This is a genomic window from Xanthomonas arboricola pv. populi (assembly GCF_002939945.1).
GTDB lineage: Bacteria > Pseudomonadota > Gammaproteobacteria > Xanthomonadales > Xanthomonadaceae > Xanthomonas > Xanthomonas arboricola_A.
This window is the reverse complement of record NZ_MDEB01000003.1, coordinates 90,191-110,578: the sequence shown is the minus strand read 5'-3', so window position 1 is coordinate 110,578 and position 20,388 is coordinate 90,191. Positions and strand designations below refer to the sequence as shown.

General features: G+C 67.2%; 14 protein-coding genes. 7 read left to right on the top strand and 7 right to left on the bottom strand.

The features are described 5' to 3' along the window. Positions 1 to 2: 2 nt before the first annotated feature. The 4 genes from XaplCFBP3123_RS09885 to aspS form a co-directional block, all read right to left on the bottom strand. Complete coding sequence (locus XaplCFBP3123_RS09885; RefSeq protein WP_104533896.1) at positions 3 to 731, bottom strand: YebC/PmpR family DNA-binding transcriptional regulator; 729 nt, start codon at positions 729 to 731, stop codon at positions 3 to 5. 75 nt (positions 732 to 806) lie between these two features. After that, positions 807 to 1,484, bottom strand: coding sequence for an alpha/beta hydrolase (locus XaplCFBP3123_RS09880; RefSeq protein WP_253254189.1), 678 nt, complete (start codon positions 1,482 to 1,484; stop codon positions 807 to 809). A gap of 175 nt (positions 1,485 to 1,659) precedes the next feature. Continuing rightward, the gene (locus XaplCFBP3123_RS09875) at positions 1,660 to 2,187 is read right to left on the bottom strand and encodes a GNAT family N-acetyltransferase (RefSeq protein ID WP_104533895.1); all 528 of its coding nucleotides are present in this window, start codon (positions 2,185 to 2,187) and stop codon (positions 1,660 to 1,662) included. Between the two features lie 362 nt (positions 2,188 to 2,549). Further along, positions 2,550 to 4,316 carry an aspartate--tRNA ligase gene (aspS, locus tag XaplCFBP3123_RS09865; protein ID WP_104533893.1) on the bottom strand — a complete coding sequence of 589 codons (1,767 nt, stop codon included), beginning with the start codon at positions 4,314 to 4,316 and terminating at the stop codon, positions 2,550 to 2,552. Positions 4,317 to 4,471: 155 nt separating this feature from the next. On the opposite strand from aspS, the gene XaplCFBP3123_RS09860 reads away from it, so the two are divergent. Then, a complete protein-coding gene (locus XaplCFBP3123_RS09860; RefSeq protein ID WP_104533892.1) occupies positions 4,472 to 5,239 on the top strand; it encodes a DUF3011 domain-containing protein in 768 nt (255 codons plus the stop codon). 105 nt (positions 5,240 to 5,344) lie between these two features. Here XaplCFBP3123_RS09860 and XaplCFBP3123_RS09855 read toward each other — a convergent pair whose 3' ends face one another. Next, positions 5,345 to 5,638 carry an FmdB family zinc ribbon protein gene (locus XaplCFBP3123_RS09855; RefSeq protein WP_104533891.1) on the bottom strand — a complete coding sequence of 98 codons (294 nt, stop codon included), beginning with the start codon at positions 5,636 to 5,638 and terminating at the stop codon, positions 5,345 to 5,347. A gap of 176 nt (positions 5,639 to 5,814) precedes the next feature. On the opposite strand from XaplCFBP3123_RS09855, the gene XaplCFBP3123_RS09850 reads away from it, so the two are divergent. The 3 genes from XaplCFBP3123_RS09850 (at position 5,815) to XaplCFBP3123_RS09835 (ending at position 12,632) form a co-directional block, all read left to right on the top strand. Beyond that, entirely contained in the window at positions 5,815 to 7,059 is a 1,245-nt protein-coding gene (locus tag XaplCFBP3123_RS09850; protein ID WP_104533890.1) for an MFS transporter, read from the top strand. A 790-nt stretch (positions 7,060 to 7,849) separates the two neighbouring features. Further along, positions 7,850 to 10,264 (top strand): TonB-dependent receptor domain-containing protein, encoded by a 2,415-nt coding sequence (locus tag XaplCFBP3123_RS09840; RefSeq protein WP_104533888.1) that lies wholly within the window; start codon positions 7,850 to 7,852, stop codon positions 10,262 to 10,264. Positions 10,265 to 10,484: 220 nt separating this feature from the next. Further along, on the top strand, positions 10,485 to 12,632 hold the full coding sequence (locus XaplCFBP3123_RS09835; RefSeq protein WP_104533887.1) for a phosphocholine-specific phospholipase C: 2,148 nt from the start codon (positions 10,485 to 10,487) through the stop codon (positions 12,630 to 12,632). Between the two features lie 202 nt (positions 12,633 to 12,834). Here XaplCFBP3123_RS09835 and bla read toward each other — a convergent pair whose 3' ends face one another. After that, positions 12,835 to 13,728, bottom strand: coding sequence for a class A beta-lactamase (gene bla / locus XaplCFBP3123_RS09830; protein WP_104533886.1), 894 nt, complete (start codon positions 13,726 to 13,728; stop codon positions 12,835 to 12,837). A gap of 100 nt (positions 13,729 to 13,828) precedes the next feature. On the opposite strand from bla, the gene ampR reads away from it, so the two are divergent. Next, positions 13,829 to 14,701 (top strand): LysR family transcriptional regulator AmpR, encoded by an 873-nt coding sequence (ampR, locus tag XaplCFBP3123_RS09825; RefSeq protein ID WP_104533885.1) that lies wholly within the window; start codon positions 13,829 to 13,831, stop codon positions 14,699 to 14,701. 321 nt (positions 14,702 to 15,022) lie between these two features. On the opposite strand, the gene XaplCFBP3123_RS09820 is transcribed toward ampR, so the two are convergent. Beyond that, positions 15,023 to 16,939 carry an ABC-F family ATP-binding cassette domain-containing protein gene (locus XaplCFBP3123_RS09820; protein WP_104533884.1) on the bottom strand — a complete coding sequence of 639 codons (1,917 nt, stop codon included), beginning with the start codon at positions 16,937 to 16,939 and terminating at the stop codon, positions 15,023 to 15,025. Positions 16,940 to 17,116: 177 nt separating this feature from the next. On the opposite strand from XaplCFBP3123_RS09820, the gene XaplCFBP3123_RS09815 reads away from it, so the two are divergent. Together XaplCFBP3123_RS09815 and XaplCFBP3123_RS09810 are read left to right on the top strand one after the other, a co-directional pair. Further along, positions 17,117 to 19,501: a TonB-dependent receptor plug domain-containing protein gene (locus XaplCFBP3123_RS09815; protein WP_104533883.1), complete on the top strand. Its 2,385-nt coding sequence runs from the start codon at positions 17,117 to 17,119 to the stop codon at positions 19,499 to 19,501. Between the two features lie 234 nt (positions 19,502 to 19,735). Beyond that, positions 19,736 to 20,161 (top strand): VOC family protein, encoded by a 426-nt coding sequence (locus XaplCFBP3123_RS09810; protein ID WP_172453192.1) that lies wholly within the window; start codon positions 19,736 to 19,738, stop codon positions 20,159 to 20,161. The last annotated feature ends 227 nt before the right edge of the window (positions 20,162 to 20,388 follow it).

Below are 20,388 nucleotides of genomic sequence, written 5' to 3'. Positions count from 1 at the left end.
GCTTACGCGCCGAGCGCCGCTTGGTCGACGTTCGAATAGACGTCCTGGACGTCGTCCAGGTCCTCGAGCATGTCGAGCAGCTTGCGGACCTGCACGGCGGTGTCGCCGTCGACGGCGATATCGTTTTCGGCGCGGAAGGTGATTTCGGCGTGCTCCGGCTCCAGGCCGGCGGCGGTCAGCGCCTGCTTGACCTGGGCGAAGGCGTCCGGGGCGGTCAGCACGTCGATGGCGCCGTCCTCCGGGTAGACCACCACGTCGTCGGCGCCGGCTTCGATCGCCGCGTCGGTGAGGGTGTCCTCGTCGGTGCCGGCGGCAAAGCTCAGCACGCCCAGGCGCTTGAACATGAACGCCACCGAGCCGTCGGTGCCCATGTTGCCGCCGCACTTGCTGAAGGCATGGCGCACGTCGGCCACCGCGCGCACGCGGTTGTCGGTCAGGCAGTCCACGATCACCGCCACGCCGCCGGGGGCGTAGCCCTCATAGCGCACTTCCTCGTATTCCACGCCTTCCAGCTCGCCGGTGGCTTTCTTGATGGCGCGCTCGATCACGTCCTTGGACATGTTCGCCGACAGACCCTTGTCCACCGCCACGCGCAGGCGCGGGTTGTTGGACGGATCGCCACCGCCGCCGCGCGCGGCGACGCTGATCTCGCGAATGATCTTGGTGAACATCTTGCCGCGCTTGGCGTCGGAGGCGTTCTTGCGGCCTTCGATGGAGGGGCCTCTACCCATGGGTGGTTCCAGACTGGCTTGGATGACAGGGCGCGGATTTTACCTGATTGCTCGCCCGCACCGGGGCGGCGGCGTTCAGTGGCCGAACCGGCCCTGGCGCAGGAAGCGCAGCACCTGCTGCGCGGCCTCGGGCGAGCGCAACAGACCGCTGTGGCTGGCCGGTACCACGCAATGGTCGCGCAGCCCGGGCAGGCGGGTTTCGGCCAGCGCCACGGTGCCGTCCGAGCCGCCGTCCAGCGGCGCCAGCCAGCGCCCCACCCCGCGCGCGACGGTGCCGGCGATCTGGCCGATCTCCGCCTCACCCTCCCATTGCACGACCCCGTGCTGCAGCAAGGCCGCGCTGCGCCCCAGTGCCCATCTCCCGCCGCGCCGGGCCAGACCGCGCGCAGCAGCGCTGCCGCACAACGGCGAGCCCAGACAGACGACGCGGCGCACCGGCAATTCGGGCGCCTGGCGCAGCGCCTGCAGCGCGATCAGCCCGCCCAGGCTGTGACAGACCAGCAGCTGTACGCCGGTCGCCTGCAGGCGTTCGATCAGCCGCGGCACTGCCTGCGCGGGGCCGCCGAGCACACTGGCGTAGCCGAACAGCGCCGGCGCCAGGCCCTCGGCACGCAGCCGGCGCGCGAGCGGCAACAGCCAGTGCGCGGTATTCCAGATGCCGTGTACCAGCAGCACGTCGGCGGTCGTGGTTGTCGCCTGCCTGCGCAGGATGTGCCGTGGCGGGACGGGGATGCTCGAGGATGCGCCGGACACGGACGTCATGACCGCGACGTGGCGCCGGCATCAGGCGAGGGCGAAGGCGCGCCTGATTTGCAGGGGGTCGCTTGCGCGCGAATCAACGACACGCGTGCCGGGCCGGCAGGCCGGCAAACGATTGGCGCTGGCGGTCGTGGTCGCACGCCGCGCAAGCCCGGCAGAGGAGCGCCGTTCAATCGGCCGCAATGCGCGGGTGACGGCGCAGGATGAATTCGCGGTCGAGGATCTTGCCGACCGGGAAATCGTACTCGCCGACCTTCTCGAACCCGTAGCGGGCGTAGAAGCGTTGCGCGCCGAAATTCTCCGACCACACGCCGATCCACAGCGTGCGCGGGCCGTCGCGCTCCAGCCATTCCAGCGTGGTTTCGAACAGGCGGCTGCCCCAGCCGCTGTTCTGGTAGTCCTTCAACAGATACAGCCGCTTGAGCTCACCGTCGCCGGGACGCACGTCCTGGTGCGGCAGCCCGCAGGGGCCGGCGGCGGCATGGCCGACCAGCAGGTTGTCCATCTCCAGCAGCCAGATCGCATAGTCAGGATGCGCCAGCACGATGCGTGCGCGCTCGACCGCATAGGTCTCCTGCACAAAGCCTTGCAGGTCTTCTTGCCGATACAGATGCCCGAAGGTTTCGGTAAAGGTCTGCGCAGCCAGCAGCGACAAGGCTTCGGCATCGTCCGGTGTGGCGCGGCGGATGCGGGTCATGCGGGTGTCTCATGCCGGGTGGACGTGGCAGCTTCGCGCATGCGGCGGCGGTGTCGCAAGCGGGGATTGGGGATTGGGGATTGGGGATTGGGGATTGGGGATTGGGGAATCGGGAATCGGGAAAGCATCCGGGATCCGCGTTTCCGGGGCGATGCGGGTGTGGGCCGCTCGCAGTGGATTGTCGAGGGCGAGCGAGGGGCGCGGCCCTGCGTCGCGGCTGCGGCACGGCATGGCCTCCGGACGAGGACATCGACAGTTCGGCAGGTGTGCATCGCGCCCACGGCATCTACGCATGCGACACGCCGCACGCCGCAGCGTATCGGCAAGACGGCCACGCGCTGGCGTGGCCGTGTGGTGGCAGGTCAGACCTGCTTGGGGCGTACCTGCACGTGCACTTCGGCCAGCTGATCGGCGGCGATCGGCGACGGGGCGTCGGTCATCAGATCCTGCGCGCCGGTGGTCTTGGGGAACGGGATGACGTCGCGGATCGATTCGGTGCCCGCCATCAATGCAGCGATGCGGTCGATGCCGAAGGCGATGCCGCCGTGCGGCGGTGCGCCGTAGTTCAAGGCGTCCAGCAGGAAACCGAACTTGGCACGCGCTTCGTCGGCGCCGATGCCGAGCAGCTCGAACACCGCGCTCTGCATGTCCGGGCGGTGGATACGGATCGAGCCGCCGCCGATTTCGTTGCCGTTGAGCACCATGTCGTAGCCGCGCGACACCGCGGTGCGGGCATTGGCGCGCAGGTCGGCGATGTCGTCCACCGCCGGCGCGGTGAAGGGGTGATGCAGGGCCACGTAGCGCTGCGCCTCCTCGTCCCACTCGAACATCGGGAAATCGGTGACCCACAGCGGCGCCCAGCCATCGGCGACCAGATTGAACTCCTTGCCGGCCTTCAAGCGCAGCGCGCCCATGAAGTCGGACACGGTGTTGTAGCCGCCGGCACCGAAGAACACGATGTCGCCATTGGCCGCACCGACGTGCCTGAGCAGCGCAGCGAAGGCCTCTTCGCCGAAGAACTTGGCGATTGGCGAACTGATGTCGCCGGTCTCCGACAGCTTGATGTAGGCCAGGCCCTTGGCGCCGTACTTGGCGGCATGCGCGGCGTAGTCGTCGATCTGCTTGCGGCTCAGCGTGGCGCCACCGGGGATGCGCAGCGCGGCCACGCGGCCGTCGGCGTCATTGGCGGCGGCGGTGAACACCGGAAATTCGCTGGATTTGACCAGCTCGGCCACGTCGACCAGTTCCAGCGCGATGCGCAGGTCCGGCTTGTCCGACCCAAAGCGACGCATCGCCTCGGCCCAGGTCATGCGCGGGAACTGCGCGGCCAGTTCGACGTCCACCACTTCCTTGAAGATGGCGCGGATCATGTCTTCGACGAAATCCTGCACGTCGCGCTCGCGCACGAAGGCAAATTCCATGTCCAGCTGGGTGAATTCCAGCTGGCGGTCGGCGCGCAGCGCTTCGTCGCGGAAGCAGCGTGCGATCTGGTAGTAGCGGTCGAAGCCGGCCACCATCAGGATCTGCTTGAACAGCTGCGGGCTCTGCGGCAACGCATAGAACTCGCCCGGATGCATGCGCGCAGGCACCAGGAAGTCGCGTGCGCCTTCCGGGGTGGCCTTGGTCAGGATCGGGGTTTCGATGTCCTGGAAATCGCGTGCGTCCAGGTGCCGGCGCAGTGCCTGCACCAGCTTGATGCGGGTGCGCTGCATGCGCTGCATTTCCGGACGGCGCAGGTCCAGATAGCGGTACTTCAGGCGCGTCTCTTCGCCCGGGTTTTCATGCGCGTGGAACGGCAGCGGCGCGGCCTTGTTGAGGATGCTGATGCGGGTGGCGATCACTTCCACCTTGCCGGTGCGCAGCTTGTCGTTGACCGCGTGACGCGCGCGCACCACGCCTTCGACCTGCAGCACGTCCTCGTAGCCGAGGCTGGCGGCCACCTTGAACAGCTCGGCGCTGGCGTCGTCGCCGGCCACCGGTTCCACCGTCACCTGCACGATGCCTTCGTGGTCACGCAGGTCGATGAAGCACACCCCGCCCAGGTTGCGGGCCACGTCGGTCCAGCCGGCGAGAGTGACGGTTTGGCCGATCAAGGTCTCATCGACCAGGCCGCAGAAGTGGGTACGCATCGAAAGCTCCGCTGAAAACCCGACACAGGACAGCGCCGGAGAGCCGGATATTCTGGGGCCGGCGGGCGGCAGGAGCAAATCTGCGGGCGCTCATGGTCGCTTAAGTCAGCGCCCGGCTGAATAGGCGCCAGCCCTTCCGCACCAAGGACGTCACGATGCTGCGCACCGCCCTGCTGCTCTCCGGCTTCGGCCTGATCACCCTGACCGGCCTGCTGACCAGCGCGCCTGCCGCCGCGCAGGACCGTGGCTGGAACGGCCCCAGCATCACCTGCTCCAGCAACGACAACCGGCGCCGCGAGTGCGATACGCCGTTCCGCGGCCGCGCGGTGCTGGTCGAAAACATCTCCGGCACCCGCTGCATCGAAGGCCGCAACTGGGGCAGCGACCGTGGCCGCGTCTGGGTGGACAACGGCTGCCGCGCGCGCTTTGTCGATGGCCGCAACGGCGGCGGCTGGGGCGGCAACACTGGCCCCGGCGGCGGGGGCGCCGGTACGGTGCGCTGCGAGAGCAACGACCAGCGCCAGAAGATCTGCGACACCGGCTGGCGCCGCGCCATGCTGGTGCGCCAGCTGTCCAACACGCCCTGCGTGGAAGGCCGCAACTGGCGCCAGGACGCGGGCCGGATCTGGGTGGACGACGGCTGCCGGGGCGAGTTTGCGCAGGCACGCGGCGGCGGCTGGGACCGTGGTGACGGCGGTGGCGGTGGCCGCGACGACCGCCGGCGCAACGATTACGCCATCACCTGCGCCAGCGACGACCGCCGCCTGCGCACCTGCGGCTGGGATGGCCGCTATGGCCACCCGGTGCTGACCCGCCAGCTGTCCGACACCCGTTGCGAGGAAGGCCGCAGCTGGGGCTACGACGAGCGCCGCGCGACGGTGTGGGTCAACGATGGGTGCCGGGCGCGCTTCGAGGCGCATTGAGGCAGCGAATGATCGCCCCGCTCGCGGGTCTCGGGGAGGGGTTGCGGTTTCAGCACTGCCAGCCGCTGCCCGGCACCACCCGTCGTTGCGGCGCGCTGGCCCGGCTCAGGCAGGGCCGGCCGCGGGCTTGGCAGCAGCGGGCTTGCTCTCGGCGGCCGCCGGCTTGGCCTCGCCACCGGTGCCGCTGCTTTCGGTGAGGTTTTTCTTCTTCTCGCCCGCCGACTTGAAGTCGGTCTCGTACCAGCCGCTACCGGACAGACGGAACGACGGCGCAGTGATCTGGCGCTTGATCGTGGCCGCCGCACAGGCCGGACAGGTCTGCGGATCGGGGTCGGCCATCTTCTGCAGGCGGTCGAAGGCGTGACCGCAGGTGGTGCACTGGAAACCGTAGATGGGCATGGCAGGATCAGCTGAAGACGATGCAGGGGCGCAGATTCTAGACGGATGCGGGCAGGCACATGCGCGCTTGACTACGCGCGGCGCGTTGCGGGGTCGCTTCAATCAAGCCGCACGACCCAGGCTGCTACACTCGAACAGGTGATCGACGCGCCTCTTCCCCCACGAGGACCGCATCCATGTTGCGGCTGACTGCCTTATTGCTGGGCGTTGCCCTGCTGCTGACCGGCAGCGGGCTGCTCGGTACCCTGCTTGCCGTGCGCGGTGGCCAGGCCGGTTTCGATGCGCGTGCGCTCGGCCTGATCATGTCCGGGTATTTCGCCGGTTTCTTTCTCGGCACCTTCTTCGCACCGCCGCTGATCCGGCGCATCGGGCATATCCGTGCATTCGCCTTCTACGCGGCGCTGGCGGCAATCGCGGTGCTGCTGCATCCGATCTGGTTGAACGCCTGGGGCTGGGGATTGCTACGCTTGGTCACCGGCGCGGCACTGGTCGGCCTGTACACGGTGATCGAAAGCTGGCTCAACGCCGAGCCGGACGCGCGTCGGCGCAGCCGGGTGTTTTCGGTGTACATGGCGATCAATCTGTCGGCGTTGGCGCTGGGCCAGATCCTGCTCACCACTGGCGATGCGGGCGCACCGGCGATGTTCACGCTGACTGCGATCCTGATCTGCGCGGCAGTGATGCCGGTGATGACCACGCGCCTGATTCCGCCCGAGGTACCGCACGTGTCGCGCCTGCGCCTGAAAACGCTGTACGCACTGGCGCCGGTGGCGACCATCGGCGCAGGGTTGTCGGGCCTGGCGATGGGGGCGTTCTGGGGCTTGTTGCCGGTGTACGCCAACCGTATCGGGCTGGATGCCGATGGCGTGGCGATGTTCATGCTCGCCGCCATCATCGGCGGTGCGGTGTTGCAGTGGCCGATCGGGCGCATCAGCGATGGCCATGACCGGCGCATCGGCCTGGTCACGATCAGCGTGCTGGCGGCCGGCATTGCGATTGCCGCCGCGGTGCCGATGGTGCAGGCACAGACCACCCTGTTGTTCGTGCTGTTCTTCGTGTACGGCGGGTTGGCGTTCTCGCTGTATCCGTTTGCGGTGGCACACATGCTCGATTACCTGCCGCGCGAAGATCTGCTGTCCGGCTGCAGCAGCCTGCTGCTGGTGCATGGCGTGGGCGCGGCGATCGGTCCGGCCCTGGCCGGTGGCGCGATGCAGAAATTCGGGCCTGCGGCGCTTCCGGTGTATTTCGCGGTCATGCTGCTGGCACTGGCCGGATTTACCCTGACACGCTTGCTGCGCTTCACGCGCCGCCGCACCCACCCGATCTCCTTCCGCCCGATGCTGCGCACCACCCCATCGGCGCTGGAGTTGATGCCGGAAACGCAGCAGGCCGAAGCACCGCCGCACACCAACAGCGGCTAACGCCCCTGTTTCGCGGGCGTTGGTCGCAGAGCCGATGATCTGCGGCTTGGCTGCCGGTCCTTGCCCGCCCACCATTGCAGGACACGCCGCAAGAGAGAGCAGTTGGTAGACGGCTTTGTAGATCAGCTGTAGAGCCGATGATCTGCGGCTTGGCCGCGGGGCCCTTGCCCGCCCACCATCACGGGACACGCCGTGAATCCGTCCATGGAGGCTCTGGCGCGGCATCCATGCCGCTCAAGGTCCCGCGACGGTAGTCGGGCAAGGACCTGTCGGGATGGTGGGTGCGCAAGGTAAGAGCGGTGCTCGATACGCCTTGTTCGATCATGACGCATCGACTCCACGTCTGGTGCAAGCCTCACTACAGACAGTTTTTCAAGTGAGCGCCGACCAACTGTCTGGTGCGGCGTCCTTGCCGGTTGCGGGACCGTGTGGCGGCATGGATGCCACCACCGAGCCCCCAGGGACGGGTTCACGGCGTGTCCCGCAAGCGGTGAGGGCGCCGCGCCCTCGACGACCTGAGCTTTTGACCCAAGCACTTGACCACCCCTCCAACGACGCGACGATTCGCATCGCCTGTCTTGGAATGAATAGCCCACGGTATGACACGCAGTTTCGGAGGTGTCGTTCAACGACCCAACGCGAAAGTATGCAGACGGCACTAGTCCGCAATCGTCCTTGCGGCAGGGCTTCGTAGAACCATCCAGTGATCCCGACCACACCTTTTGTGCGGTCATCATCACGCAATGCAAGCGCGGCAGTCTTTGCAGACCTCCCCTCTTGTTGGATTGCAATGGATTCGACGTCCTCCTCGCGCGTGCGCCATCCGGCCACGCTCGCGTTGTTGCTGGTTCCGCTCACCCTGCCCGCTTACGCACAGCAAGTCCCCGATGGCGCAGCGTCTGGCCCGGCTGCGGCCGAGTCGAGTGCCACTGGCGAGCAGCAGGTGTCCACGCTGGATCAGGTGCAGGTGGTCGGCCAGGCGATGACGTATTCCAAGACCAATGTCAGCAAGGAAATGCTGGACCGCCAGTTCGTGCTGGGCAGCGTCAACGATGCGCTCAACGAACTGCCCGGCGTGGTGGTAACCGAGGCCGATGCCTTCGGCTCGTCGGATTGGGGCACCCAGATCAGCATGCGCGGCTTTGTCAGCAACCGCGATACCCAGCAGATCGGCACCACCATCGATGGCGTGCCCAACGGCGGCTCGGCCTATGGCGGCGGCTCCAAGGCCAACCGCTTCATCGACATGCCGGATCTGGAAACGGTGGAAGTCAGCCAGGGCACCGCCGACATCGCCTCGCGCTCCAACGAAGCGCTGGGCGGCACCTTGAACTATCTCACCGGCGAGCCGCTGGAAGAGCAGCGCGTGCGCGTGATCGGCGGCATCGGCGACAACCAGGCGCGCAAGTATTACGCGCGCTACGACACCGGCCTGCTCGGCGGCACTACGCGGGCCTGGGTCAGCGGCTCGTCGGCACGCAACGACGACTGGATCGACGGCAGCGGCCATACCAGCCGCGATCACCTGGCTGGCAAGTTCGTCAGCGTGTTGGACAAGTGGACGCTCAGCGGCTACGCGTCCTACGACGATGCCGACGAATCCGAATACACCAGCGTGACGCCCGAGCAGTTCGCGCGCGACCGCGAGCACGACCTGCTGACCGGCACGCTCACCGGCATTCCGTACCTGGACCAGAACTACCGCTCCGGCTCGCGCGCGCTGCGCAAGAACACCTTCGGCTATCTGCGTGGCGCCTTCGACGGCGGCAATGGGTTCAAGACCACGCTGACCGGCTACGCGCACCGCATGCAGGGCCGCGGCGACTGGATTCCGCCATATCTGGTGGATGTCAGCAACGACGGCGCCGGCGCAGCGGAATCCGAAGCGCGTGGCGGCAACACCGTGTATGCCGGCAGCGACCTGGGCAAGCTGTATTACCTCACGCCCGGCGGTGCAGCCGCGACCATGCTGGCCGGTTGCGCCGGCAGCGATGCGGTGCCTGCCGAATCCAACCCGGCCTGCTATCCCGCCGGCTCGGTGCCGGTGCAGTCGTATCGCCACAGCCACTACGACAACCACCGCGCCGGCGCGATGGCCGATGTGGAATGGCGCGCCGATCTCGGCGCGATCGACAATACCGTGCGCGCCGGCGCCTGGCTGGAGCGCGTTGAGCGCAGTGTCACCCGCGACTGGCATCGCCTGCTCAACGTCGGCACCAACATCGGCTTCGATCATCAGCCGTACTGGGTGCAGTTCAAGGACAACTACCAGACCGACGAGCAGATGTATTACGTCGAGGACGTGATGCGCTACGGCGCCTTCGCCTGGCGCGTGGGCGTCAAGCAGTTCTTCGTCGACCAGACCCGCGAGCGCCGCATCGGCGATGCGCAGCATGTGGAGTCGGATTCGCATTCGGACCCGCTGCTGTCGGCCGGCCTGACCTGGACCACCCCGGTGCAGGGCCTGGAAGCCTTTGCCGGGTATTCGCAGAACTTCGCCGCGATTCCCTCCGGTGTGCTGGGCGAAACCGACCCGGTCGCGCTGAGCCGGGTGCAACCGGAAACCGCCGACAACGTCGAACTCGGCCTGCGCCTGAGCCGCTGGCCGTTGACCGGCAGCGTGACGCTGTACGACATCCGCTTCGACAACCGCATCGTCTATGTGCCGGCCAACTTCGTCACCGGCATCGACTACCTGGGCGAAACCGACGGCGTGTACGAGAACTTCGGCGGCGTGCATGCGCGCGGCGTGGAAGCGGCGCTCGGCTATGGATGGGACAACGGCTGGCGCATCAACGGTGCCTATACCTACAACAAGGCCGATTACCTGGGCAGCGGCGACGCCGCACGCGACACCGCGCTGGAGATCACCCCCGGCGCGCAGGTGATCGGCCAGCCGCGCAACACCTTGGTCCTGTCGGCCGACTGGCGCGGCCAGGCGTGGCGCTTCGGTGTGTCCGGGCGCTACCTGGGCAAGCGCTACCTGGACGCCTCCAACCGTGCGGCACTCGATGGCGTGACCACCTTCGATGCCAACCTGGGCGTGGAGCTGTCGCAGCTGTCGTCGCAGCTCAGGGGCCTGCAGCTGGCGCTCAACGTCAGCAACCTCACCGACAAGCGCTATCTGGAAGGCGTGGACGGCAGCGACAGCGCGTTCATCGGCGCGCCACGCACGGTCGGGCTGACCTTGACGCTGGATCTGTAGCGTAGACGGCGCATGGCCGACCGACAGGGAATAGGATTTCCAATGTATGGGGAGCGCATCGGGTAAAAAGCACGCCACCCGATCCGCCCCCTGCATTGCCTCCTGCGCAATTGCAAAAGGGCAGGATTGTCAACACGCAAGAGAACACACGCGCTGACGCGTTGGGTACGCTCGACCCGCTCCAGCGCCGACAGGATTGGCGCGCCAACCAGGTGACACGATGATCGATCTTCCCCGCCGCCGCGTTCTGCAGACCGGGCTTGCCGCCGCCGCCGCGCTGCTGCCGCCCAGCATCGCGCGGGCCGCCGCCATCGCGCCGGACCGCCGCACCGGCACGCTGGAAGATCTGCAGCATGTGGTGATCCTGATGCAGGAAAACCGCGCCTTCGATCATTACTTCGGCGCCCTGCCCGGCGTGCGCGGGTTCGGCGATCGTTTCCCGATTCCCGCACCGCCGCTGGCGGGCGCGCCCGCGCGCACGGTGTGGCTGCAACCCAGCGAAGACGGCCGCCAATGGCTGACGCCGTTTGCGCTGGATACCGCAGCGCAATTCGGCTTCATGCGCGTGCAAGGCACGCCGCATAGCTGGGTGGATGCGCAACGCGCCTGGGATCACGGCCGGCTCGGGCACTGGGCCGCGGCCAAGCACGACCACGCGCTGGGCTATTACCGGCGCGCGGATCTTCCGTTCCAGTACGCGCTTGCCGACGCCTTCACCCTCTGCGATGCGTACCACGCCTCGATCCAGACCGGCACCAATTCCAATCGCGTGTTCCTGTGGAGCGGCGGCAACGACCCGCAGGCGCGCGCCGGTGGGCCGGTGATCGGCAACTCGCACGACAACTTTGCCGAGCTGGGCGGTTTTGCCGAGCCGTATCGCTGGACGACCTACGTCGAGCATCTTCAACGCGCCGGCGTGTCCTGGCAGATCTATCAGGACATGGCCGACAACTTCACCGACAACCCGCTGGCGGGCTTCGTACCGTTCCGGCAGGCCTTCAACGCGGCGCCCGGGCACGATGCGCAGCTGCGCGCGCGTGGCGTCAGCACACGCGGTGTCGAGCAGCTGCGCGCCGATGTGCTGGGCGGGCGTCTACCGTCGGTGAGTTTCGTCATCGCCGATGCGGCCGGCAGCGAGCATCCGGACCCGTCCAGTCCTGCGCAAGGCGCGGCCTACACCGCGCGCGTGCTGGATGCGCTGACCGCCGATCCGCAGGTATGGAGCCGCACCGCATTGCTGTTGATGTTCGACGAGAACGACGGTTTCTTCGATCACATGCCGCCGCCCGCACCGCCATCGCCGGACCCAAGTGCGGCCGGCGGGTTTGCAGGCGCATCCAGCATCGCCACCGACGACGACTACCATCGCCACCCGGCACCCGGCGAGCAGAAAGTGGATCTGCCCGAGCTGCGCGGCCGCCCCTACGGCCTGGGTCCACGCGTGCCGCTCTACGTGATCTCGCCGTGGAGCCGCGGCGGCTGGGTGGATTCGCAGGTGTACGACCACACCTCGGTGTTGCGCCTGCTGGAGCGCCGCTTCGGCGTGAGCGCGCCGGAGATCACGCCGTGGCGGCGCGCGGTCTGTGGCGATCTCACCAGTGCATTCGATTTCCGCAATGCCGATGCGCGCCCCTTCGTCGCGGCGTTGCCCGATGTCAGCGCCGCCGCAGCGCGCGCGGCAGCCCTGCGCGAACACGCACTGCCGCCGTTGCCTGCCTCGTTGCAACCGCCGCAGCAGGCGTTCGGTGCACGCCGTTCGCGCGCGCTGCCGTATCGCCCCAGCGTGGAATTGGCCTATTTGTCTGAGCGCGGCGACGTGCTGCTACGCATGTCCAACGCTGGCGCTGCGGTGGTCCTGCACGTCTACAACCGCTTCGATCTTGCCGCGCTTCCGCGCCGTTATACCGTAGGGAGCGACGCGGCAGTGGACGGCACGTGGACCACCGACGATGGCCGTTACGACCTATGGTTGATCGGCCCCAATGGATTCCATCGTCACTATCGCGGAGAGCTGAGCGCACCGTTACTGATGGCTGAGATCACCCAGGATCCGAACGACGCCGCAGCGGTGTCGCTATCGCTGCGCAATGCTGGCAGCACTGCGGTGCAGGTGGAGCTGCAGCCGGGCGCGTATGCCACCGCACAACCGCACGAACGCCTGCGCATTGCACCCGGCGCCACCGAACAACGCCGTTGGAAGGCGGTGGCAACTGGCGGCTGGTACGACCTGTGGGTGAAGCACGACGGCGCAGCGCAGCGGCTTGCCGGGCGCATCGAAACCGGCGCAGACAGCGTCAGCGACCCGGCCATGGGCGGGCCGGCACGGCTGTATCAAAGCGATACAGCGAGATTGCAGGATCCCGGCTAATCAGTACCGAAGACGGCCGCCGCGCCGCGTTGCATGCGGCATTGTCTCGGGGCCCCGCATGGCAACGGTCATCCGCGACGGACGCTGCATTGACCTCCAACACCTCACGCAACTGAGCACGGCGGATCGCAGGCTGCCGCTCGGCGATTCGATCGCGGTGTGAGGCGGCCCCTCAAGCGCAGTTCGCGCGCACGCGCGCGCATCAAACAAAGACAGACGTCGCGACTGCCTGCGCCACTGCCTTCACCGCTGCATCGCGCGCATCGCTGTCGACGCTGGCGCCATTTAAGTACGCGGTGAGCAGCAATGGCGCCTTGCCTGCCGGCGGCCAGATGATGGCGATGTCGTTGCGGGTGTCGGTGCCGTTGCTGCCGGTCTTGTCGCCGATCTTCCAGCCGCGCGGCAGGCCGGCGCGCAGGCAGGTATCGCCGGTGCGGTTGTCGATCATCCAGTCGGTCAACTGCTTGCGCGAGGCCGGCTTCAGCAAGTTGCCCAGCAGCAGGGTGCGCAGGGTGGCGGCCATCGCCGCCGGCGTGGTGGTGTCGCGCGGGTCGCCCGGGGCGAACCGGTTCATCTCCGGCTCGTGGCGGTCGCTGCGCGTGCGCGCATCGCCGATGCCACGCAGGAAGGCGGTCAGGCCGGCCGGATCGCCGACCAGCGGGAACAACAGGTTGGCGGCCGGGTTGTCGCTGTAGATCATGGTGGCCCGGCAGAGCTCGGCCACGCTCAGCGACCCGCCGACATGGCGCTCGGTGACCGGCGCGTGGGACAGCATGTCCGCAGCGCGGATCTTCACCCGTTGCGCCAACGTCAGCTCGCCCTTGTCCACCCGCTGCAGCACCGCCGCAGCCAATACAAATTTGAAGGTGCTGCACAGCGGAAAGCGCTCGTCTTCGCGCAGGCCGATGCGCTTACCGGTGCCGCTGTCGAGCAGGCTGATGCCCAGGCGGCCGCCGCTACTGCGTTCGATCTCGGCCCATTGCGCTCGCAGCACATCGCCCGGGAGCATCGCGGGAGTCAGCGCCCACGCGGGTCTGGACGCGGCAAGCAACACACTTGCGCCGGTTGCGTACAAGAACTGTCGACGGTTCAACATGGAGCAGCCTCCTGGGGAGAGCCCCCAGTATCGGCGCATGCCAGCCACCGGACTATTGCGATGTTTCGATCCCTGGCATGAATTGAACTAATCTCTGCAGATGCACCGCCCTCGCCTTCCGCTCAACGCCTTGCGCGCCTTCGAGGCCGCCGCACGCCACCAGAACCTGACCCGCGCCGCGGGAGAGTTGTGCGTCAGCCAGGCCGCGCTCAGTCATCAGATCAAGGCGCTGGAGCAGCAGCTGGGCAGCAGCCTGTTCCACCGCCTGCCGCGCGGCGTGGCGCTCACCGACGAAGGTGCGGCACTGGCACCGGTGCTCGGCGAAGCCTTCGACCGCATCGCTGCCACCCTGGAGCGCTTTGCCGATGGCCGTTACCGCGAGGTGCTCAGCGTCGGCGTGGTCGGCACCTTCGCCACCGGCTGGCTGCTGCCGCGCGTGGAGGCCTTTCATGCGGCGCATCCGGAGATCGAGCTGCGCCTGTCGACTCACAACAACCGCGTCGATCTTGCCGGCGAAGGGCTGGATCTGGCGATCCGGTTTGGCGATGGCGACTGGCAGGGGCAGATTGCCGAGGCGTTGATGGAGGCGCCGTTTGCGCCGGTGTGTGCGCCGACCATGGCACGTGGCTTGCGCACGCCAGCCGATCTGGCACAGCTGCCGTTATTGCGCTCGTACCGTCTGGACGAGTGGCCACAGTGGTTTCGCGCCGCGGGTGTGGCCGAAGTCGCCGCACGCGGGGCGATGTTCGATTCGTCGTTGACCCTGGCCAGCGCCGCGGCGGCCGGTGCCGGCGTGGCGTTGTTGCCGCTGCCGATGTTTCGCCAGGACCTGGATGCCGGGCGTCTGGTGTGCCCGTTTCCGATCCAGATCAACGCTGGACGTTATTGGCTGACGCGGCTGCGCTCGCGGGCGGAGAGCGAGGCTGGGCGGAGGTTTCTTGCGTGGTTGTTGGTGGAGCAAACGCTGGGGTGAGGTTGGATGCGCCCCAGTGGTGATGGCCTGCGTGCACTCGACACAGCCGCTCTTGTGAGATGGCTGCGCCGCACCTCACCTAGCCCCTCCATCAGGATGGCTGTCTTCCGCCGTACCCGTACCCTCACCCCAACCCCTCTCCCGCAGGGAGAGGGGCTCTTAATCACCAGAGCTGCGGCTTACTCTCTTCTCCCGCTGGGAGAAGGTGGCGCATAGCGCCGGATGAAGGTGCGGGCGCGAAGCGCACTTCCATCACCGTCGAGCTCCATGCATCATCGATCGACAGGCACCATCACCAGCCCCATCACCGCGACCCAGCTGCTACACCCCCTCGATCAACTCCATCCACGCCGCTTCCGCAGCCGCCAGTTGCTGCGCGGTGGCCTCGCGGTCGCGGCCCAGCACCGCCATCTTCTCGCTGTCGGCATAGTTGCCCGGGTTGGCCAGTTCGCGGTCCAGCGCCGCCAACGCCGCTTCCAGTTCGCCGACGCGCTTTTCCGCGCTGGCCAGCTTGTGTGGGTTGACGGCCTTCTTCGGCGGCAGCGGCTTGGTCGGCGGTGGCGGTGTCGGCGCCACTTCGGCCATCTTCTGCTTGGTGCCCTGGGCGGCCGGGCGGCTGCGCAGCCAGGCGGCGTATTCGTCCAGGTCGCCTTCGAACGGCTCGACCACGCCATCGGCCACGCGCCAGAAACTGTCGCAGACCAGGCCGATCAGATGGCGGTCATGGGAGACCATCACGATCGCACCTTCGAAGTCGCTCAGCGCTTCGGCCAGTGCCTCGCGCATTTCCAGGTCCAGATGGTTGGTCGGTTCGTCCAGCAGCAGCACGTTCGGCTGCTGCCAGGCGATCAGCGCCAGCGCCAGACGCGCGCGCTCGCCGCCGGAAAAACCATCCACCACTTCGAACGCACGGTCGCCGGCGAAATTCCATTTGCCCAGGAAGTCGCGAAACGCCTGGTTGGCACCATCCGGCGACAGCTCGCGGAAGTGATCCATCGGCGACTGGCCCTCGTGCAGCGACTCCACCGTGTGCTGGGCGAAATAGCCGATCCGCAGGTCCGGATGCGCACTGCGCTCGCCAGACAGCGGCGCAAGCTCGCCCACCAACGTCTTCACCAGCGTGGACTTACCCGCACCATTCGGCCCCAGCAACCCGATCCGGTCACCAGCCTCCAGCCCGAATCCAACATCGTGCAACACGGTAATCGCATCGCTGGACCCACGCCTTTGCGATTCCCCATTCCCGATTCCCGGCTCCCGCGGCGCAGCCGCATACCCGCAAGCCGCGTGATTCAACCGGATCAACGAAAACGGCAGCCGATTGGGCTGGGCGAACTGGATGCGGAACTCGCGCTCGGCGCGGACCGCTTCGGTGCCGGCCATCTTGGCCAGCCGCTTCATGCGGCTCTGCGCCTGGGTGGCCTTGCTGGCCTGCGCCTTGAAGCGGTCGATGAAGCTCTGCAGATGCGCGCGCTCGGCCTGTTCCTTGTCGTGGGCGATCTGCTGCTGGCGCAGGTGCTCGATGCGCTGGCGCTCGAAATCGGTGTAGCCGCCGACGTACAGCTTGGCGGTGCCGCCATGCAGGTGCAGGGTGTGGGTGGCGACGTTGTCGAGAAACTCGCGGTCATGCGAAATCAACAGCAAGGTGCCCGGGTACTTGAGCAGCCATTGCTCCAGCCACAGCACCGCGTCCATATCCAGGTGGTTGGTCGGTTCGTCCAGCAGCAGCAGGTCGCTGGGCATCATCAGCGCGCGCGCCAGATTCAGGCGCACGCGCCAGCCGCCGGAGAACGAGGATACCGCGCGGTGATGGGTGTCGGCCGGGAAGCCCAGGCCGTGCAGCAGCTTGCCGGCGCGCGCCTCGGCATCGTAGGCGCCGAGTTCGGCCATCTTCTGATGTGCGTTGGCGACCGCCTCCCAGTCTTCGCGCGCGGTGGCCGCGGCCTCTTCCTGCAGGATCGCGGACACCTCGATATCGCCGCCGAGCACGAACGACAGCGCCGGATCGGGCAGCGACGGGGTTTCCTGCGAGACGCTGGCAGTGCGCACCTTGCCGGGCAGGTCGACATCGCCCTTGTCTGCTTCCAGCTCGCCCTTGACCGCGGCGAACAGGCTCGACTTGCCGGTGCCATTACGGCCCACCACACCGACGCGGTAGCCGGCATGCATGGTCAGGTCGACGTTGGACAACAGCAGACGCTCACCGCGTCGCATGGAGAAGTTGCGCAGGGAAATCATTGATGGACAGTCCGATAGAACGAAAAGGAATGAGCAGATGAGCAGCACTCCTGCGACGCCATTCTAGCGTTAACGAATAATTAGCGCCTTCGGGCTGGCCGTCGCCTCCTTCGCGTCGCCACGACCAGACCCCGCCCAGCCTTGCTGGTCCTGCATGGACCCCCGTTCGGAGTTGTCATGAATTACCCGCTGTCCACGCTCGCAACCGCTGTCGTTGCGACGCTGCTCGCCTCCCCGGCCTTCGCCCAGACCGCCACCCCGGCCAGTGCGCCCGCCAACACGCTGGACACCGTCATCGTCACCGGAACCCGGGTGTCCGACCGTACCGTGGCCGAGTCGCAGTCGCCGATCGACATCATCAGCGCCGAGTCGCTGCAGGCTACCGGCACCTCGGAGCTGGCCACCGCGCTGGCCCGGGCGCTGCCGTCGCTGAACTTCCCGCGCCCGGCCCTGAGCGATGGCACCAGCGCGATCCGCCCCGCGCAGCTGCGCGGCCTGTCGCCGGACCAGGTGCTGGTGCTGGTCAACGGCAAGCGCCGCCACACCTCCTCGCTGCTCAACCTCAACGGCACCATCGGCCGTGGCGCCGCAGCGGTGGATCTGAACACCATTCCGGTGGCGGCGATCGCACGCGTGGAAGTGCTGCGCGACGGCGCCTCGGCGCAATACGGCTCCGATGCCATCGCCGGTGTGGTCAACATCGTGCTCAAGGGCGCCGAGAAGGGCGGCAGCCTGCAGGCCGGCTTCGGCCAGTATTCGGCCGGCGACGGCAGCAACTACGAGCTGTCCGGCGACACCGGCGTGGCGTATGGCAACGAGCGCGGCTGGCTGCATGTGGCCGCACAGCTCAATCAGCAAGACCCCACCGACCGTGCGCGCGGCTATGCCGGCGCACCCAGCGCCTCGCAGCCGGCCGTCGGCCAGAAGGCGTTCAAGATCGGCGACCCGGACGTCAACGCGCAGGCGGTGTCGGCCAATACCGAGTTCGCCTTCAGCGACAGCATCACCGGCTACGCCTTCGCCACCGCCAGCAACCGCGACATCAGCTCGTTCGCGTTCTTCCGCGCGCCGGGCAGCACCCAGAACATCCTGTCGATCTATCCGCAGGGCTTCCTGCCGGAAATCCAGACCTACGCCAAGGACCGCTCGCTGGTGGCCGGCGTGCGCGGGTCCACGGCCAGCGGCTGGGACTGGGATGCCAGCTACAACTACGGCTACAACAGGATCGATTTCCACACCCGCAACACGCTCAACGTGAGCCTGGGGCCGACCTCGCCGACCTCCTTCTACGATGGCGCGCTGGAGACCACGCAGAACATCGTCAACCTGGACGTCAAGCGCGGCTTCGACTGGGGCCTGGCGTACCCGGTGACGGTGGCCTTCGGTGCCGAATACCGTAACGAGAAGTGGAACCAGTCGCCGGGCGAAGTGGGCTCGTACTTCCAGGCCGGCACGTTGGCCGGTGGCGCGCAGGGCTTTGGCGGATTCGCGCCCAGCGTGTCCGGGCGTTACTCGCGTGACAGCTACGCGCTGTATGCGGACCTGGAAGCCGATTTCACCGACAAGTTCTCCGCCGGCCTGGCCGGGCGCTACGAAGACTTCAACGACTTCGGCAGCCAGGCATCGGGCAAGTTGTCCGGGCGCTATGCGTTTACCGACAAGATCGCGCTGCGCGGCACGGTGGCGTCGGGCTTCCGCGCGCCGTCGCTGGCGCAGCAGTATTTCCAGTCCACCAGCACCACCTTCCTGGCCGGCAATCCGAACCCGTTCGAGATCCGCACCTTCCCGGCCGACAGCACCGTCGCGCGCGCCCTGGGCGCAGAGCCGCTGGATGCCGAGACATCGCTGTCCTATAGCCTGGGCCTGGTGCTGCAGCCGACCGATGCGCTCTACCTCACCGTGGATGCGTACCAGATCGACGTGGACGACCGCATCGTGCTGTCGTCCAACCTCACCGGCACTGCAGTGCGTAATCTGCTCGAGGCGCAGGGCATCTTCGGCATCAACGGCGGGCGCTACTTCACCAACGCGGTGGACACGCGCACGCGCGGTGTGGACGTGGTCGGCAGCTACCGGTGGCAGCTCGCCGCCAGCAGCGTGGACCTGACCGCCGGGTACAACTATTCGGAGACCGAGGTGCGCAGCGTCGCCGCCAACCCGGCCGCGTTGTCGGCCAACGGGCTGAGCCTGGAGCGCATCGACCGCACCGAACGCGGCCGCATCGAAGAAGGCTTCCCGCGCGACAAGTTCCTGGTCAACGGCAGCTGGAACCTGGAGCACTGGACGCTGGCATTGGGTGCCACGCGCTACGGCAAGTACAGCACGCGTCCGGCTGCGGCGATCAACGACCAGACCTTCGATGCCAAGTGGGTGGTGGATGCCTCGGCCAGCTACAAGATCGATCGCTGGACGCTGACGCTGGGTGCGGACAACCTGCTGGACGAATACCCGGACGAGAACAATTTCGCCAACTCCACCAGCGGGCAGTTCCCGTACAGCAACCTGTCGCCGTTCGGCTTCAACGGTGCCTACGTATACGGCCGCATCAACTATCGCTGGTAACCCGGCGATCCACCCTGCTGCGTTGTTGCCAGGCGTTTGTTGCTGAAGCACGCGGCACGCTCGCATCCTGACGCCTGACCACACGCCCCGGCCTGCCCGGGGCGTGTGGGTTTTTGCCCCGCGTACGTGCGGCGTTTTGATGCAGCCACCCAGACGCGGGTATCGCTACGCCGTGAAGATTTGCCGGCGGACGCGGTGGTATCAACAGCGCTTCCACCTGCCGGAGCACCCACCATGGAAGCAGTGCAGCTCTCACGCGGCCGTCTGATCGATCACCTGCATCTGGTCGTCCACGACCTGGCGGCCAGCCGACGTTTCTACCAGGCGGTGTTCGATGTCCTGGGCATTCCGCTCGGTGGTGAGGGCGAGGGATTCTTCTGGGCCGACGAGCTGTTCGTGTCCGATCGCGACACGGTGGCGCAAGGCGAACTCACCGGCCGCCACCATCTGGCCTTCCAGGCGCACGACGTCGCCATGGTGCATGCGTTCCATCAGGCCGCCCTGGCCCACGGCGGTCGCGACAACGGCGCGCCGGGTGTGCGCCCGTCTCACCCGAGCTATTACGCCGCCTTCGTGCTCGACCCGGATGGCAACAACATCGAAGCGGTGTTCCATGGTCCTGCGCAACGCAGTGCCGACGCGGTGCAAATCACGTTCTGATGCAGAAGTTTCATAACTCCTATCGATGTCCATGATGGTGCAAACAAACCCGCGGAGCAGCACGTCGGGTGCAATCAACGCATCACCCTGGTGCAAGCTGGTAACGTTTTCATAAGCATATTTGCGATGACGGTTGCACGCGCAACGTAACCAAAATTTGACATGCGGTTATACGTGGTTAATGGTTGGGAACGCACCGCAGCTGCCGCAACGGACGCGGCCCGGGA